Raw genomic sequence first — 16048 nt, forward strand, 5'->3', positions numbered from 1 at the left:
TCTGAGGTAACAGAATGACGAATGCTCGCCCCCATGCATTAAGCTTTGCCGTGGCCGTTGCAATCAGTTCTTCCATTGTCAGTACACAGGCGCTGGCTGTTTCAAGGTTGCAGATAAAATCTGTCGATATTACGGGCAATGGACAGGTGGAATTTACCCAGAGTGAGGTCATAGTTCAGCCAACTTTAGGTGCTGATCAGCAGCCAATACCCAAATCCTATACAACCACCTACCCTGATCAGGCTCAGGCCAGAGCGAGCTACGACGTTCCTTCCGAAGGCTTCACAGACGTTCTTTCTGGCATTGAAGGCGGCGTTTCCAGTGTTGATCAGTTTGAAACCGACGAGAATGACGTTGCTCAGAAATACACCAAAGTCCTCAAGGTGGGTGATGAGGGAGTCTTCAAGTTCACCCATAACCTTGCAGAAAAGAAACTGGTCATTGAAGTCAGAAAAGGAATGACCGACCGGAATTCAATTGAGGCTGCCCGTGCTCAATCAGATGACATCGAATTATTAGAACCATTAACGAAACTCGCCAGTCCCACTCAGCTGGCGGGAGTGCTGAAAGGTGCGCATGGAAGAGCGGGAAACCTTGGCGCAAGAGATCAATACGTTGCCCTTGCCATCATTCCAGTAAAAAAAGTTGAAGTGAACGGGCGCACCTTTATGCGTCATGTTGTTGCGGGTGATCAGCCCCCTGAACTGCAGCGTCTTGGACAGTCGCTCTTTGTTAATGATGAGGCTCTTTTAGCAGTAGCCACCTCTGCCTACATCCAAGTCCATGTTCGGGGGGCAAAGCTGCAACATAAAGCGCTCAAAAGACTGTTGTCGAACCAAAAACCCGTCGGCTATGTTGTACTCGTCGAGGACGGCAAACAAGCATATCCTGCACCTGCTCGTTATCCGTTACTGGAAGTGGATCAGGCTTCGGGGGAGATTATTGTTTTCCGTGGCCAGAAGCCGAATCCAGCCGATATTGCTTTTCTGGATAGTCAAATTTTCCGCTGGGAACACTATCGATTTAGACAATACAAGGCAACGGTTAAAGTTAAAAAAGATAAAATCAGAAGCTACCAGCACATCATCAGGAGCAGGCAAATAGCGCTGCTGGAAGAGCTTGCTGCTGAACTGGCGGTACAGCAAGATGCCAAATTTAATGAAGATACATTGTCAACGCTTAGCTACTACGAATCTTTACAGCAGGCATTAACCAGTGCCACTTCGGATAGAGCCGATGAATTTGAGTTAACATCAAGACGGATAAGAATCGCGACATCGATCATCAAACCAATCTGGATGCAGTTTCAACTCATAAAAAACTTCAGCTTCAAACCTGCACTTCAAAATCTTCTGATTAATCATAACTTTGTTCAGAGTATTCAGAACTTTATATCCCTTGCCAACACAGTGACGAAGAACTTTGCTGATCTTCATGACAGAGACTATCCCCCTACAGTCCCGGAAGACATTAACGGACAGATGCTTGAGATGGTAAGCACGATAAAAAAACTGCAGTCAAGAGAGGCCGAACTCGCCGGGGCAGTCAAGACATTAGATCGCAGCATAACGGCAATGGCCATTGCCAGTGATGAGGCAAAACTGACCATAGAACGACTCAAACAGAAACTTCAGGGTGAGCTTCAAGAGCTTCGTCAAGTGCTCATGGTGATGAAAAACATGGCTGATGAACCTCAGCAGGATAACAAACGAATCCCGGAGCTGGAAAAACAGGTCAGTGATGACAGGGCAGACGCCAGAAAAACTCACAGCGCTCAACTGGCAGCAGGGCTCAGTATTGATGACCGGGATGCTACTCCGCCGCCAGAAAAACGCGCCAGGCTTACCAGTCAGAAAATTGATGAAACCAGGCAATCGGTTACTGCGTCATCAATTACCCCAACACAGGCCAGCGCAACGCCGGTTGCCACAACATCGGTTGCCGCAACATCGGTTGCCGCAACATCGGCCGCAACCAATTCCCAGCCTACTCTAAGTCTGTGCATCTCAATACAAACCGGTGAGGATCTCTCGCAGAAACTGGCTTCCGTTGAAAGCCAGCTTGGTTTGGTCCCGGTCGACTTAGCAGACCTGGAAGCCCGTCAACAGGCCATTGAACAACACATTGAGCAGCTGAATGCTCAGGCCCGCACAGAGGCTGACAAAGCGGCTGCAATGAAGGCCAGCTATAAAACCATTGCCGTGCATTGTGACATTGATGATTTTGATAGCAAGGATGCCGACGAGTCTCAGCCTGTTTTGAATCTGGACAGGACAATGCTACCCAATGGCGAACTCTCACAGGAACTGGCTGACATTGAAAGTCGCTATGGTTTGGTCCCGGTCGACGAAGCAGACCTGGAAGCCCGTCAACAGACCATTGAGCGACTCTTTGAGCAGCTGAATGCTCAGGCCCGCACAGAGGCTGACAAAGCTGCTGCAATGAAGGCCGGCTATACTACCATTGCCGCACATTTTGACATTGATGATTTTGATAGCAATGCAGATATTGACGTTCAACAAGTACATCTGGTTGAAAAACTGAAGGCAATGAAGGCTGAAGCACAATCCCTGCGTCAACAACTCTATACTACGAGCAAGCAACTCACTGAGGAGCTTCTTTACACCGCTGGCAGAACAGCTGCTCTGGCTGAGGTTCTCGGTGCTGATCAGAATGACAACACCTTACTATTAGACCGCGCCGCTGCGGAGACAGCAGTCCTTAACAAACTTTTCAAGCTTAAATTTTTGGACACACAGCTGGATTACATCAGGACAGGCCACTCCAAAGTGATGCCTGAAGTCCTTGAGACATTGAGTAACCTGGAAAAAGCCCTTCAGATAAGAGCCCCTGATGACAACAATGACGTGTATCTTCGTCGCCAGGCCATTTCTGAAAACATGCAGAGGCTTGTCAGAAAAGCCATACAACAGTCAGAGGAAAAGGCGCTGGAGATCCTGAAAACCTCAGAAGAAATACTCAACATCAAAGTCAATGAAAAGGATGACGAAACAACAAGATTTAACAGGATTCGGAGAATGCTTTACGGCGATGATCTTACAGATCAGACGCTGGATAAGATAGATAACACCCTCTGGGCAGATGAAAACACAGCTCTGGACGGGAGGGCTCTTAAACTCGAGAAGCTTCTCGCGCATCTTCACTATAAAGTCGGAGTCCATGACCCTGATCAGCGAACCAGAGAACAACGGACTGATCCACTGAGACAAGTAGAAGAATTACTTAAGGTCAACCTCATTGAACGGGATGACAGAGCACTAAGACTTGCCAGGGTTATTAATATATTTGACAGCGATTTTGTCAGAGAACAGCTACTGGATCGGATAGACCAGACTTTCTGGAAAGAAGACTGCAAAGCTATCGACGAGAGAGGCCTCAGACTCAAAAAGCTTGATGCGAGTTTTACTTATAAAGTCGCAGATCCGTACCATATTAAGCTGTTCAGAGAACTGCAGAAACGTTGGCTTGCAGCCATAGAGCGGCAGCTGAACATCCCCCCTCTTGATTTCGTTACCGCTGTAAGAAAAGTCAAGGTTTTCACAGCCAAACTGGCCCGTGACCTGGTGATGAACCTTGACAGGGATGCCAGTCTGTCTGACCAGAAGGAGGCCCTGATAGCCAGAATTCAGGCATTTCGGGATGAAGTCAACCAAGTCTATGAAAATGAAGCAGTCAGGAGAGCCCGGAACAATGAAATGGCCCGCCAACTCAATATTGAAGACTATAACGATGACGCCAGCATAAACGACCAAAATAGTCTAATTAAAGCAAAACTCCTACAGCTGGACGAAGAAGTTATCAACAGGGTTCAGCCAGACGTTAATATGCGCCTCCAGATCATTGAGAACGAGCTTGACAGGCATTTGGCTCTCCTGGGACCTAAGCCCCGATACGTTCTTGATCGTGAGGCAGCCACAGCCAGACGAGTATTGGAAGAAGCTGAAAGTGAGCTGGAGACTGCTCATGTAACCGTGACCGCAACTGGCCCGGCGGGCATGAAAGAGTCCGTTGACGGCATGAAAGAGTACGCCGCTGCGGTCATCGCCAACTACGTTCTGGACGATATTGCCTTTGAAAATGGTCGCAGAACAGCAGCGTTTCTGGCCAATGTTCAGGAGACCCTGACACCTTATGCCAATGCTGCCGGGCTGTCTGAATCAGAACTGATCCAGGCTATCCATGATACCTTGATGCAGGCTCATGCCACAGCGGTTGAGCAGGAGCTAACTAACTACTGGATCAAGCCTTCAGCCTTTCTGGTGCAGGCTGTCACCTGGTACTACGCCAGCTACAAACCGCTACTGATAACCCATACCGCCCGGCAGGCTGCCGAGCAGTCTGCCATAAACATGTCATTCCTCTATCTGCTGGATCTGACCAACCGGGGTGATTACCTGCACAGAATGCTCACACCTTTCCAGCACTGGTTGGAACGTTATGGTGTTGATCCTGACCGAACCGGCCAATACGCCTTCCACAATGGAATTGAACAGGTCTCTGAAGTGGGCGGTCTGGCCATGCCATTGGGCAAGGCCGCTGCTTCAGTCATTCTGTTAAAAACCGGTTCCATATTGTTTGCCAGACAGTACAACGCCAATCCGCAGATGTATCGCAGCATTTCCCGTCTGGTACCTGAAATAGTGAAATCCATGGGTTCCCGACAAGGGGTACAGGTGCCGCTTCTGCACAGGGTGACACCACAAAAAGTGAAAACTCTGGCCTCGACCACGGCCGCTCTGGTGCTGGGTCCGGTAGCCACTGTCGGAGCATACGCCCATGGACTTATATCCGGATTCACCTATGCCCAAACCTTCGGGTTCGCTCTGGCATCAAGTCTCACTTTCGACTTCTTTATGAACGACAACAAGCTGCTCACTCAATGGCTGGGTGGCCCCCTGGGCCGAAGTCTTGACAAAATGAATCGCTGGATAGGCTTGGGTGAAACGCAAGATGAATATGTGCAACGTACCGCTATTGCCTCGCCTCAACGCTTCAATGAAACTGACGAAGCCTATACAAACCGTGTTAAAGCCAGCAACAGGATGCACGGCTGGACTCGACACGAAAATTATCTGCAGTTTCGCGAACGACGTGATCGCACCGTGAAACTGTTTGAGAATGGCTGGGAGACATACTTCAGAGAGAATATACCCAAATGGTCATTCTCCCACGCACAAAGTATTCCATACTTCTACACCCTTGGAGTCTTCTACAAATAGCAAAAGGTCGATGATCAGAAAGTTGGCGGTCATGGTAAGAGAAATGCCCCTTAATCAAGCTTTCTAATCAGTTCTGAGGTAGTAAAATGACGAGCGCCCGCCTCAACGCGTTAAGACTTGCAGTGGCCATTGCAATCAGCTCTTCCGTCATCAATACACAGGCAATGGCTGGTCGCAGGCTGCAAATAAAGTCTGTCTATTTTCAGGAACATCTGGAGTTTACCCGGATTGAGGTCATGGTCAGGCCAACTTTAGGGGAAGACCGGCAGCCAATGCCCAAATCCTTTACGACCACCTACAATTACCCTCATCAGACCGGTGAGAGGGTCTTTCTCTCTAGTTCTATAAGCTTTACAGACAGTCTTTCCTTTGACAGTGGCATTTCCATTGTTGATGTGTTTGAAACAGGCGAAAACGGCGTTGCCCGCAAATACACCAAAACCCTGAAAGTGGGTGATGAGGGAGTCTTCAGGTTCACACATGACCTTGCAGAAAAGGAACTGGTCATTGAAGTCAGAGGCGGAATCACTGATAGGGGTTCAGTTGAGGTGATTCGCAGTCAATCAGATGGCGCACTGGAACCGCTAACGAAAATCGCCAGCCCTTCGAGAATGGCCACCTTGCTGAACCTTGTCGAGCTTATGGCAGGAAACCTCGGTAGAAGTGATCATTATGTTCCCCTTGCCACCATTGAAGTAGAAAAAGTTGCAGTGAATGGGCGCACCTTTATGCAACTTCTTGCTGCGGGCGATCAGCCCCCTGAACTGCAACGTCTGGGACAATCACTCTTTGTCAATGATGATGTTCTACTGGCAGCAGCGGCCTCTGCCTATATCCAGGTTTATATCCTGGGAGAGGATTTACAACAGCAAGCTCTTAATGAACTTCTGGCACATAGTAAACCCGTCGGATATGTTGTACACGTCGAAGATCACACACAAGCTTATCCTGTGCCTGCAGGTTATCCGAAGCTGGAGGTCTCAGAAACTCCGGGAGAGGTAATTGTTTTCCATGGTCAGATGCATGGTCCCGATGATATTGCTTTTGTAGAAAGCCTGTATAACCTCTGGGAAAAAGCTGAGGGTAATAACCCCGCCCAGGCAGTTGCAACATGGGTTAAACAATATGATGTCAGTGCCTACCAGTCCGTCATTCGAAGCAGGCAGATGACATTGCTGGAGGGGCTTGCTGCGCGGCACCATGCGGGTGTTAACGAAGATCAACCAGCAACGCTTATAAACGAAGATATGCAGGCAGTGCGTGCGCTTGCAAATTATGAATATCTCCACCAGGCACTGACCAGTGCTATTCCAGATGGAACATATGGAGCAGCTGAATTTGAACTCACACCGGAACACATCAGAGTCGCTTCGTCAGCCATCACGCCAACCTGGATACAGATTCAACTGGCAAAAGAGTTCAGTTTCAAACCGGTATTCAGAGACCTTCTGACTAACCAGTACTTTCTTCAGAATATTCTGAACATTAAACCCGTTGCCGTCGATTCAGAAACCGATATTTTGCACGACAACAAACAGTTTGCTACCAAAGTCACGGCCGACATGATCAGGCAGCTGATTGAGAGGGAAAGCAAGCTGGAAAAGCAGCTGTCAACAACAAAAAGTAAACTCACCCGGGTTACATACCAGTTAGGGCTCATATTCAAGAAAGCCACTCCCGGTGAAAAGAAAAAACTCAGAGCACTTCAACTCAGGCAACAGGCTGAGGATGACTATCTACAGCTTCAGAGACTGAGTATCACCGAAGATCGACCCGGACTGGCTCCCGATGAAACAGGTGAATCGGAAGCTCAAGGGACCATTCAGCAACAGAGCACCAGCACAAAAGCAGAAAAAGTTCTGGCCGATATGGACTCCTTCACACAGCAGCACCCTCTCAGGCAACAGGCTCTCAATGCTGCGCTGGGTTTGGCAGAATCAGCAATCAACAGTGCTAAAACAATACCCTGCCTCACGACTTTCGATTTTAACGATGAATTTGCACCGATTCACTTGCAGGCGCTGGTCGGGGATGATCTGACGTTTAATGAGGCCAGTCGTATTGTGGAAGTTCATGGCATGGCTAAAAGAGCCATTCACTTCGTCGAGCATGAACCAGAGGACCTGAAAGACTTCTCGAAATACTTCGCTACCCACTCTGTCAGTGGTAGCAAGATCATTGCTTTGCTGCGTGAAGGTCTGATCAGCAAGATAGAACTTGAGAACTACATGAAGGCTGTCAGAGGTGTTGATGGTTATCAGACAGTGGATGAATTTGAACACTTCCTTGGCAACAAACACGGCATTAACCTGCCTCGTTTCAAAGCCGTTGTACAGATACTGTCCGATGAGGGGGTCGATGAATTCATGCAGAGTGCCTTTACTCCTGTGATCTCAACTGTCAGTGACCCGGCAGGTATGAAAGAATCTGTTGACGGCATGAAAGAGTTCGCAGCCGCAGTCATCGCCAACTATATTCTTGACGATATTGCCTTTGAAAATGGCCGCAGGACGGCAGCCTTTCTGACCAATGTTCAGGATACCCTGACGCCTTACGCCAATGCTGCCGACCTGTCTGAATCAGACCTGATCAAGGCTATTCATGACACCTTGATGCAGGCTCATGCCACTGCGGTTGAGCAGGGGCTAAATAACTACTGGATCAAACCTTCAGCCTCTCTGGTACAGGCTGTCACCTGGTACTTCTCCAGCTACAAACCCCTGCTGGCGACCCGCGCCACCTGGCAGGCTGCCGGGCTATCCCTCTCGAACATGTCATTCCTCTATCTTCTGGACCTGACCAACAGGGGTGATTACCTGCACCGGGTGCTCATACCTTTCCAGCACTGGTTGAAAGGCTTCGGTGTTGATCCTGACCGAACCGGCCAATATGTCTATCACAGTGGAATTGAACAAATCTCTGAAGCAGGCGGGCTGGCCATGCCATTGGGCAAGGCCGCTTCCTCAGTCATTCTGCTGAGAACCGGCTCCATGTTATTTGCCAGACAGCACAACGCCAACCCCCAAATGTATCGCAACATTTTCCGTCTGCTGCCTGAAATGGTGAAATCCATGAGCTCCGGACAAGGGGTTCAGGTACCACTGCTGCAGAGGGTGACGCCACAAAAAGTGAAAAGCCTGGCCTCTGCAACCACCGGTCTGGTGCTGGGTCCGGTAGCCACTGTCGGAGCATGCGTCTATAGTCTTGTATCAGGGCTCACCTATGCTCAAACCTTCGGATTCGCTCTGGCGTCGAGTCTCGCGTTCGACTTCTTTATGAACGACAACAAGCTGCTCACTCAATGGCTGGGTGGTCCTCTGGGCCGCACTCTTGACAAGATGAATCGCTGGATAGGCTTGGGGGAAACACAAGATGAATATGAGCAACGTAACGCTATTGCCTCGCCTCAACGCCTCAATGAAACCGATGAAGCCTATACAAACCGGGCTAAAGCCAGCAACAGCATGTATGGCTGGACTCGACACGAAAATTATCTACAGTTCCGCGAACGCCGTGATCGCACCATGAAACTGTTTGAGAATGGCTGGGAGAAATACTTCAGGGAAAATATACCTGAATGGTCATTCTCCCATGCAGAAAGCTTTCCTTACTCCTACACTTTGGGAGCTTTCTTCGAATGGCGACATGGCAATAACAAGAAAGCTTCTGTTCATGATAAGAGACAGAACCCCGCTGAATGCGTCATGCAACCAGCAACCAGTTACACCACTGAACGATGAAATACAGGTGATGGCTGCAGGTGTGAGCGTTTCCTCCTCCAGTCCACAGAGGTTTCTCTGCTGAAAGAGCCTGAAGCTACTCACACAAGCAAACACACAAGCAAATGACAGCCATGAGCGAATGTCAGCCATGAGCGATCACAAGTTGCTTCCTCGCCTGGTGTGGTCATCACTTTTCGCGGTAATAAAAAGTACTCAGCTCTGAGGTAGTAGAATGACAAATGCTCGCCCCAAAGTATTGAGCCTTGCTGTGGCCTTTGCAATCAGCTCTTCCATCATTGCCACAGAGGCACTGGCCGGTCGCAGGCTGCAGATAAAACCTGTCGACATTCAAGACAATGAACATGCGGAGTTTATCCAGAGTGAGGTGGAGGTTCGGCCAACTTTAGGTCTTGACCAGCAGCCAATACCCAAATCCTTTACAACCACCTACACTCCTCAGGTTGAGTTCAGGGAGGGCCATATTTGTCCTTCAAAAAGCTCATTTGTCGGCCTTTGTTTTTATTTCGATAGAGGCGTTTCCATTGTCGATCAGTTTGAGACAGGCGAGAATGACGTTGCTCAGAAATACACCAAAGTCCTGAAGGTGGGCGATGAGGGAGTCTTCAGGTTTACCCATAGCCTTGACGCAGAGGAACTGTTGATTGAAGTCAGGGCAGGAATGACCGATGAGGATTCAGTTAACTCTGTTCGTGCTGGATTATCTGGCGGCCAACCATTAGAACCGTCAACGAAACTAGCCAGCACCGAAGAACTGTATTCAATGCTGTTGTGTGCCGATGACAGGACAGGAAGCCTGGGTTCAGGCGATCACTATGTCGCCCTTGCCACCATTAAAGTAAAACAGGTTGCAGTGAATGGGCGTACATTCATGCGCCTTATCTCAGGGGGTGCTCAGCCTCCCGGGCTAAAGCGCCTGGGCCAATCGCTCTTTGTTAATGATGGGGCTCTGCTGACGGCTGCCACTTCTGCCTATATTCAGGTTCACGTCCTGGGAGGAGATATACAACAGAGGGCTCTCAATGAACTGTTGGAACACAACAAACCCGTTGGCTATGTTGTACACGCCGATGATGACACGCTGGTTTATCCTGTGCCTTCGGGTTATCCAAAACTTGAAGTGACTCAGACTGCTGAGGATATCATTATTTTCCGTGGCCATAATCCGAATCCAGCCGATGTCGCTTTTGTAGAAAACCTTCTTAACCTCAAAGAAGCTGAGGCTCACAACTCCGCTAATCCAGTATCAGTTCTTGTTTTAAAATCTAATGTCAAAAGGTACCTGCGGTTCATTCGAAGCAGGCAGCTGGCGCTGCTGGAGGAGTTTGTTGCGCGGCACAATGCTGGAGTGAACGAAGATCAAACGACGCTTGCACACGAAGATAAAGAGACGGCGCTTGCACTGGCAAAATATGAATCTCTGCAGCAGGCGCTGAGCATTGCTGACCAAGATGAAACATTTCGGTTTACGTTCACAGCAGACCACATCAGAGCTGCTTCGTCACTCATCACGCCAATCTGGATGCAGGCCCAACTCTTAAAACGCTTCAGCTTCAACCCTGTACTCAGAGACCTTCTGACTAGCCAGCATGCTGTTGAGAATATTCTTAATCATATATCCACTGTCGTTAAATTAGAGACCGACGACTTACACGACGACAAACAGTTTTATGTCAAATTCAAGAAAAACCTGGCCAGACAGCTGGCTGAACGGGACAGCGACCTGCAAGAGCTTCTTCAGAAAGAGGCAGTCGAACTCTTGCAGCTTGAATACAGGTTGCAGCGGGCACCGGAAATAGCCGATACCGGCGATGAGATAAAACTGGAAGTGCAACAACTCCTTCAGATCATTAAGGGTAAAGTTGCAAAGCTTCTTGTGCAGCTGGAAGATCAGCAAAGCCTGCAAAATACAATTATTCAGAAAATCGGGCGAATTCCTGAGCTGGAACAGGAAGTTCTTTTTGCCAGAAGTCTTTACAACGCTGAACTGGCAGTAGCACTTGGCAAGGATGACTGGAGTGATACCCGGTCACTGGATGAGCATGCCAGACGCCTCCTGGAGAAAATTAATGGTATGCACAGAGCGGCTGCCTCAGCAGGACAGCCTCAGGAAGAACCTGAAAAGACGACACTGAATACTCAAGCCACTAAAGAAGCAACTTTCGTCAAACTCAGACAAGATGCTCTGGCTGAGGTTCCTGATCCTGAACTGAATGAAGACAGTAAATTACAAGACCGTCAGGCACTGAATGTACTGGAATCCGTAGAAAAACTACTCAAGATCAAAGTCAATGAAGGAGATGACATGACAGCAAGGCTTGAGAGGGTTCGAACCAGGCTTGTCAGGCAAATGGCTCGTCCGGGATCTCAACCAGGATACGTTCCTGATTCAGAGGTAGTCAAAGGCGACATAGAAGAAGCTGAAAGTGCGCTGGAGGAACTTCATCGCAAACTGGATGCTGTTCATGGTAAACAAGTGCTATTTGCACATTCTACTGACGTCCGCCCTGACACGGTCAGAGATACCACTGCTCTCAATCAGGCAATGAAACAAATTCAGACCGGGTTGGGTCTGACTCAGGATGATAATCAAACCCCTGAAGACCTGATAGACGGCATTAAACGTTTTCTGAAAAGAAACAGGGACGAGACAGATAGACGAGTTGAAACCTTTAAGAAACTGGGTGCTGCCATCAAAGATCTCAGACCCCCTTTTGAGAGTGACCCTGATAACATGTCAGAAGAGGATTACATGAATGCTGTCAGAAACTATGTAGCCGCTTATGGTCGGGATGAAGTCGATTTCGCAATAGGCGAACTGCCTGAAACCAGAAGAAAGTACACTCAGGTTACGAAATACCTGCATGAGCACGAATTTAGAGAAATGGAATTGGCTCATGCACAATTTCGAGAAAAACAAGCACAAGAGGCTCTGAATAGAAAAAATCAGGACATTAACCATTCCAAAGACATTGATCCGCAAACTAAAACCTCACTTGAGGACGAGAGAGCTGAGCTGGATTTAGTCCTGGAACAGAAAAAAACGCTGAAGTCAGAAGCACAAAAAGCTCTGGAGGATCATAAAGCGAGTCTTAAAGCCATTGAAGAAACTGTGGGCGTTAAACCAGATTCTACTGCTAACTATGATGACCGGGTTAATGCCCTGAGAAACAAAAAACTGGAACTGGGTGGGAATGATGGCAATGGCGGCAGGATTCAGCAACTGATTCAGGAACAGGACCGTCTGGAAAGTGAGATTGAAGCCAGAGAAGCAGATATTGAGAGAATGAAGGAAGTGCTGAGAGCGGCAGGCAAAGCCGTCAAAAATGACGGCGGTCCCTTCCGGTATACCCCGGGACAGGTAAAAGTTCTGGCCGAGATGCACGACTTCATAAAGCAGCACTCTCTCAGGAAACAAGCTCTGGAAGCCGCAACAGGTCTGGCAGCCTCTGCGGTAAACAGTGGTAAGGTCATACCCTGTCTTACCACTTTCGATTTTGACGATGAGTTTGCCCCCATTCGCTTGCAGGCGCTGGTCGGAAAAGACCTGACGTTTAATCAGGCCAGTCGGATTGTGGGAGTTTTCAAAAGCCTGAAAAGAAGCTTCCCGCTCTCCCCCTCTGAGCCAGATATCATGGAACAAGTCGAGAGTCTGGCGCACAGGGTCAGGAGTGAGATAGGAAGTGGGGCTCAACAATACGACGAGGTCATTAACGGCATGGGCGAAACAGCCATTCACTTCGTCGAACATGAATCAGGAGACCTGACAGACTTCTCGGAATACTTCGCTACTCATTCTGCCAGTGGTAACAAAATTATAGCTCTGCTGCGTGAAGGACTGATCAGCAAGATTGAGCTTGAAAACTACATGAAAGCTGCCAAAGATGTCGGTGGTTATCTGACAGCGGCTGAATTTGAACACTTCCTGGGCAACAAACATGGCATCAATGTGCTCCGCTTCAAAGCCGTTGTCCAGATGCTGTCCGATGCAGGAGTTGATGAGTTCATACAGAGTGCCTTTACTCCTGTGGCCGTTACTGCTACTGAACCGGCAGGAATGAAAGAGTCGGTTGCCGGTATGAAAGAGTACTCTGCCGCGATCATCGCCAACTATATTCTTGACGATATTGCCTTTGAAAATGGCCGCAGGACGGCAGCCTTTCTGACCAATGTTCAGGATACCCTGACGCCTTATGCCAATGCTGCCAGCCTGTCTGAGTCAGACCTGATCAAGGCTATCAATAGCACCTTGATGCAGGCTCATGCCGCAGCGGTTGAGCACCAGCTGAATGAGTACTGGCTCAAACCATCAGCCTTTCTGGTACAGGCTGTCACCTGGTACTTCTCCAGTTACGCCCCCTTGCTGGCGACCCACACCACCTGGCAGGCTACCGAGCTATCCTTCTTGAACATGTCATTCCTCTATCTTCTGGATCTGACCAACAGGGGTGATTACCTGCACCGGATGCTCACACCTTTCCAGCACTGGTTGGAACGCTTCGGTGTTGATCTTGACCGAACTGACGAATATGCCGACCGCAGTGGAATTGAACAAGTCACTGAAGTGAGCGGACTGGCCATGCCAATGGGTAGAGCCGCTTCCTCAGTCATTTTACTGAGAACCGGCTCCATGTTGTTTGCCAGGCAGTACAACGCCAACCCGCATATGTACCACAGTATTTTTCGTCTGGCACCCGAAATAGTGAAGTCCATGGGTTCCGGACAAGGGCTTCAGGTACCACTGCTGCACCGGACGACACCACAAAAAGTAAAAACCCTGGCCTCGGCCACAGCCGGTCTGGTGCTGGGTCCGGTAGCCACTGTCGGAGCATACGCTCATGGCCTTATATCTGGATTCACTTATGCTCAAACCTTTGGATTTGCTCTGGCGTCGAGTCTCACCTTCGACTTTTTTATGAACGACAACAAGATGCTCACGCAATGGCTGGGTGGACCTCTGGGTCGAAGCCTTGACAGGATTAATCGCTGGCTCGGCCTGGGGGAAAACCGGGATAAATATGTGAAACGTACGGCTATTGCTTCGCCTCAACGCTTTAATGAAACCGATGAAGCCTATGCAAAGCGTGTTAAAGCAGGCAAAAAAATGTATGGCTGGACGCGACACGAAAATTATCTGCAATTCCGTGACCGCCGTGATCGTACCATGAAGTTGTTTGAGAATGGCTGGGAGAAATACTTCAGGGACAATGTGCCTAAATGGTCATTCTCCCACGCAGAAAGTATTCCTTACTCCTACACTCTGGGAAACTTCAATGATTGGCAAAAGAGTGATGATCAGATAAATAACCCTCAAACCAAATCAACTACCATCCCCACAGCCGAGAAAGCAGCGCTGGCTGGTCTTGAGGTTAAGAAGTCCGATCTGGAAGACAAGAATACCTATGACGAACTTTGATATCAGAAACCAGTGAATGACCCCTTTAGAAAAGAAGAAAAAAAAAAAAAAAGACACCCATAAATTTGCTTTACCACCCATCTGGTCTACTTTTTCACCCATCACTGATTTTTTACCCAAACAGGTGAGTCCATGGCTCAGGCCCGCAATACACTGATTGACCCCAGCTCAACGCCCTATTACCACTGCATGGCAAGATGTGTTCGTCAGGCTTACCTCTGTGGAGAGAACCACCTGACTGGCAAGAACTACGAGCATCGCCGCCAGTGGGTGGTGGATAAACTCCGGGAACTGGTTTCAGTCTTTGCTATCGAAGTCTGCGCTTACGCAGTCATGTCAAACCATTATCATGTGGTTTTGCACATCAATCAGTCATCTGCCAGAGGCTGGTCACGGAATGAAGTGCTTCATCGTTGGACAACCTTGTTCAGAGGTCCGCTTCTGGTGCAAAGGTATCTGGCCGCTGACAAACTGGGCAGCGCTGAGTTGGCCCGTATTGATGAATATGCTGAGGAATACCGGCGTCGTTTAATGGATATCAGCTGGTTTATGCGCTGCCTGAATGAATACCTTGCTCGTGAGGCCAATAAAGAAGACCAGTGTAAAGGACGCTTCTGGGAAGGTCGCTTTAAAAGCCAGGCATTGCTGGACGAGGCAGCTTTACTGACCTGCATGACCTACGTTGACTTGAATCCGATTCGGGCTGGTAAGGTAGAAACACCGGAAGCATCAGACTACACGTCGATTCAGGAACGAGTGGATCAATTTACACATTCTGAGACTAAAAATCAGCCGCTGACCCTGAAACCTTTTTGTTTGCAGGGCCAGAATAAGGACGTTGCCCTTCCCTACCTTCTTCACGACTATCTGGAACTGGTTGACTGGAGTGGCCGCGTTGTCAGGACAGACAAGAAAGGTTCCATTCCGTCGTGTACCCCTCCTATTCTTGAAAGATTGGAAATTGATCCGGATGAGTGGCTGAAAACCATGCAATGGAATAATCGTTTTTATCGGGCAGTTGGCCGTCTGAAGGCGATGAAGGCTTATGCACTTGAAGCCGGACAGAAGTGGCTTCGAGGTTTAAACGCCTGCAGTCGTTTGTACCTGACAGGTTAGCGTAGAAGTCAGTTAAGACGTCAAAGACCCTCTCTTTATCTCTCTTCGACTTATGTCGGAATGGATTTGTACTGCCTGAGTTATGGCTTGAAAGACTCTGTGCGTTTAATGGCTCTCTGTGTGGCTCGTTGATACGCTACTTGAGGATAGATTTTCTGATACTTTTTGGGAATACGGTTTTTGAGTGTCTTATTTTTTTATTAATTTTTATGGGTGTCTTATTTTTTTGTTATTTTTTATTTTATGGGTGTCTTATTTTTTTTCTTATTTTTCCATGGGTGTCTTATTTTTTTCTGCAGAAAACATTCCTTACTTCTACACTCTTGAAGCCTTCAATAAATTGCAAAAGGATGATGAACTGTAAGTACACGGTGATGATAAGAGAAACACCTCTCAATCAAGCTTTCCACCAGCAACCTCAGCAATTCACCATGAAACAGGTGAACACTTCAGCTTACCGTATCAACCATGAGCAATTAACAACCATGGGTGATTTTGAAAGTTGCTTCCTCGTCTGGTGCAACAATCACTTTTCA

General features: G+C 48.4%; 4 protein-coding genes. All 4 read left to right on the forward strand.

All coding sequences use genetic code 11. From position 1 onward, the window contains the following. Nucleotides 1-14: 14 nt before the first annotated feature. Complete coding sequence (locus ACOJUN_RS00115) at nt 15-5240, forward strand: hypothetical protein (protein ID WP_422134663.1); 5226 nt, start codon at nt 15-17, stop codon at nt 5238-5240. Nucleotides 5241-5326: 86 nt separating this feature from the next. After that, on the forward strand, nt 5327-8980 hold the full coding sequence (locus ACOJUN_RS00120) for a hypothetical protein (RefSeq protein WP_422134664.1): 3654 nt from the start codon (nt 5327-5329) through the stop codon (nt 8978-8980). A gap of 214 nt (nt 8981-9194) precedes the next feature. Next, nucleotides 9195-14396 carry a hypothetical protein gene (locus ACOJUN_RS00125; RefSeq protein WP_422134665.1) on the forward strand — a complete coding sequence of 1734 codons (5202 nt, stop codon included), beginning with the start codon at nt 9195-9197 and terminating at the stop codon, nt 14394-14396. Between the two features lie 132 nt (nt 14397-14528). Beyond that, nucleotides 14529-15512 carry a transposase gene (locus ACOJUN_RS00130; RefSeq protein WP_422134666.1) on the forward strand — a complete coding sequence of 328 codons (984 nt, stop codon included), beginning with the start codon at nt 14529-14531 and terminating at the stop codon, nt 15510-15512. The last annotated feature ends 536 nt before the right edge of the window (nt 15513-16048 follow it).

The sequence above is a fragment of the Endozoicomonas sp. ALD040 genome (assembly GCF_049275945.1).
In the GTDB taxonomy this organism is placed as follows: Bacteria; Pseudomonadota; Gammaproteobacteria; order Pseudomonadales; family Endozoicomonadaceae; genus Endozoicomonas_A.

What these genes read in the sequence shown, in the direction of transcription:
- ACOJUN_RS00125 (WP_422134665.1), top strand. Translation starts at nt 9,195, where the DNA reads ATGACAAATGCTCGCCCCAAAGTATTGAGCCTTGCTGTGGCCTTTGCA.
- ACOJUN_RS00115 (WP_422134663.1), top strand. Translation starts at nt 15, where the DNA reads ATGACGAATGCTCGCCCCCATGCATTAAGCTTTGCCGTGGCCGTTGCA.
- ACOJUN_RS00130 (WP_422134666.1), top strand. Translation starts at nt 14,529, where the DNA reads ATGGCTCAGGCCCGCAATACACTGATTGACCCCAGCTCAACGCCCTAT.
- ACOJUN_RS00120 (WP_422134664.1), top strand. Translation starts at nt 5,327, where the DNA reads ATGACGAGCGCCCGCCTCAACGCGTTAAGACTTGCAGTGGCCATTGCA.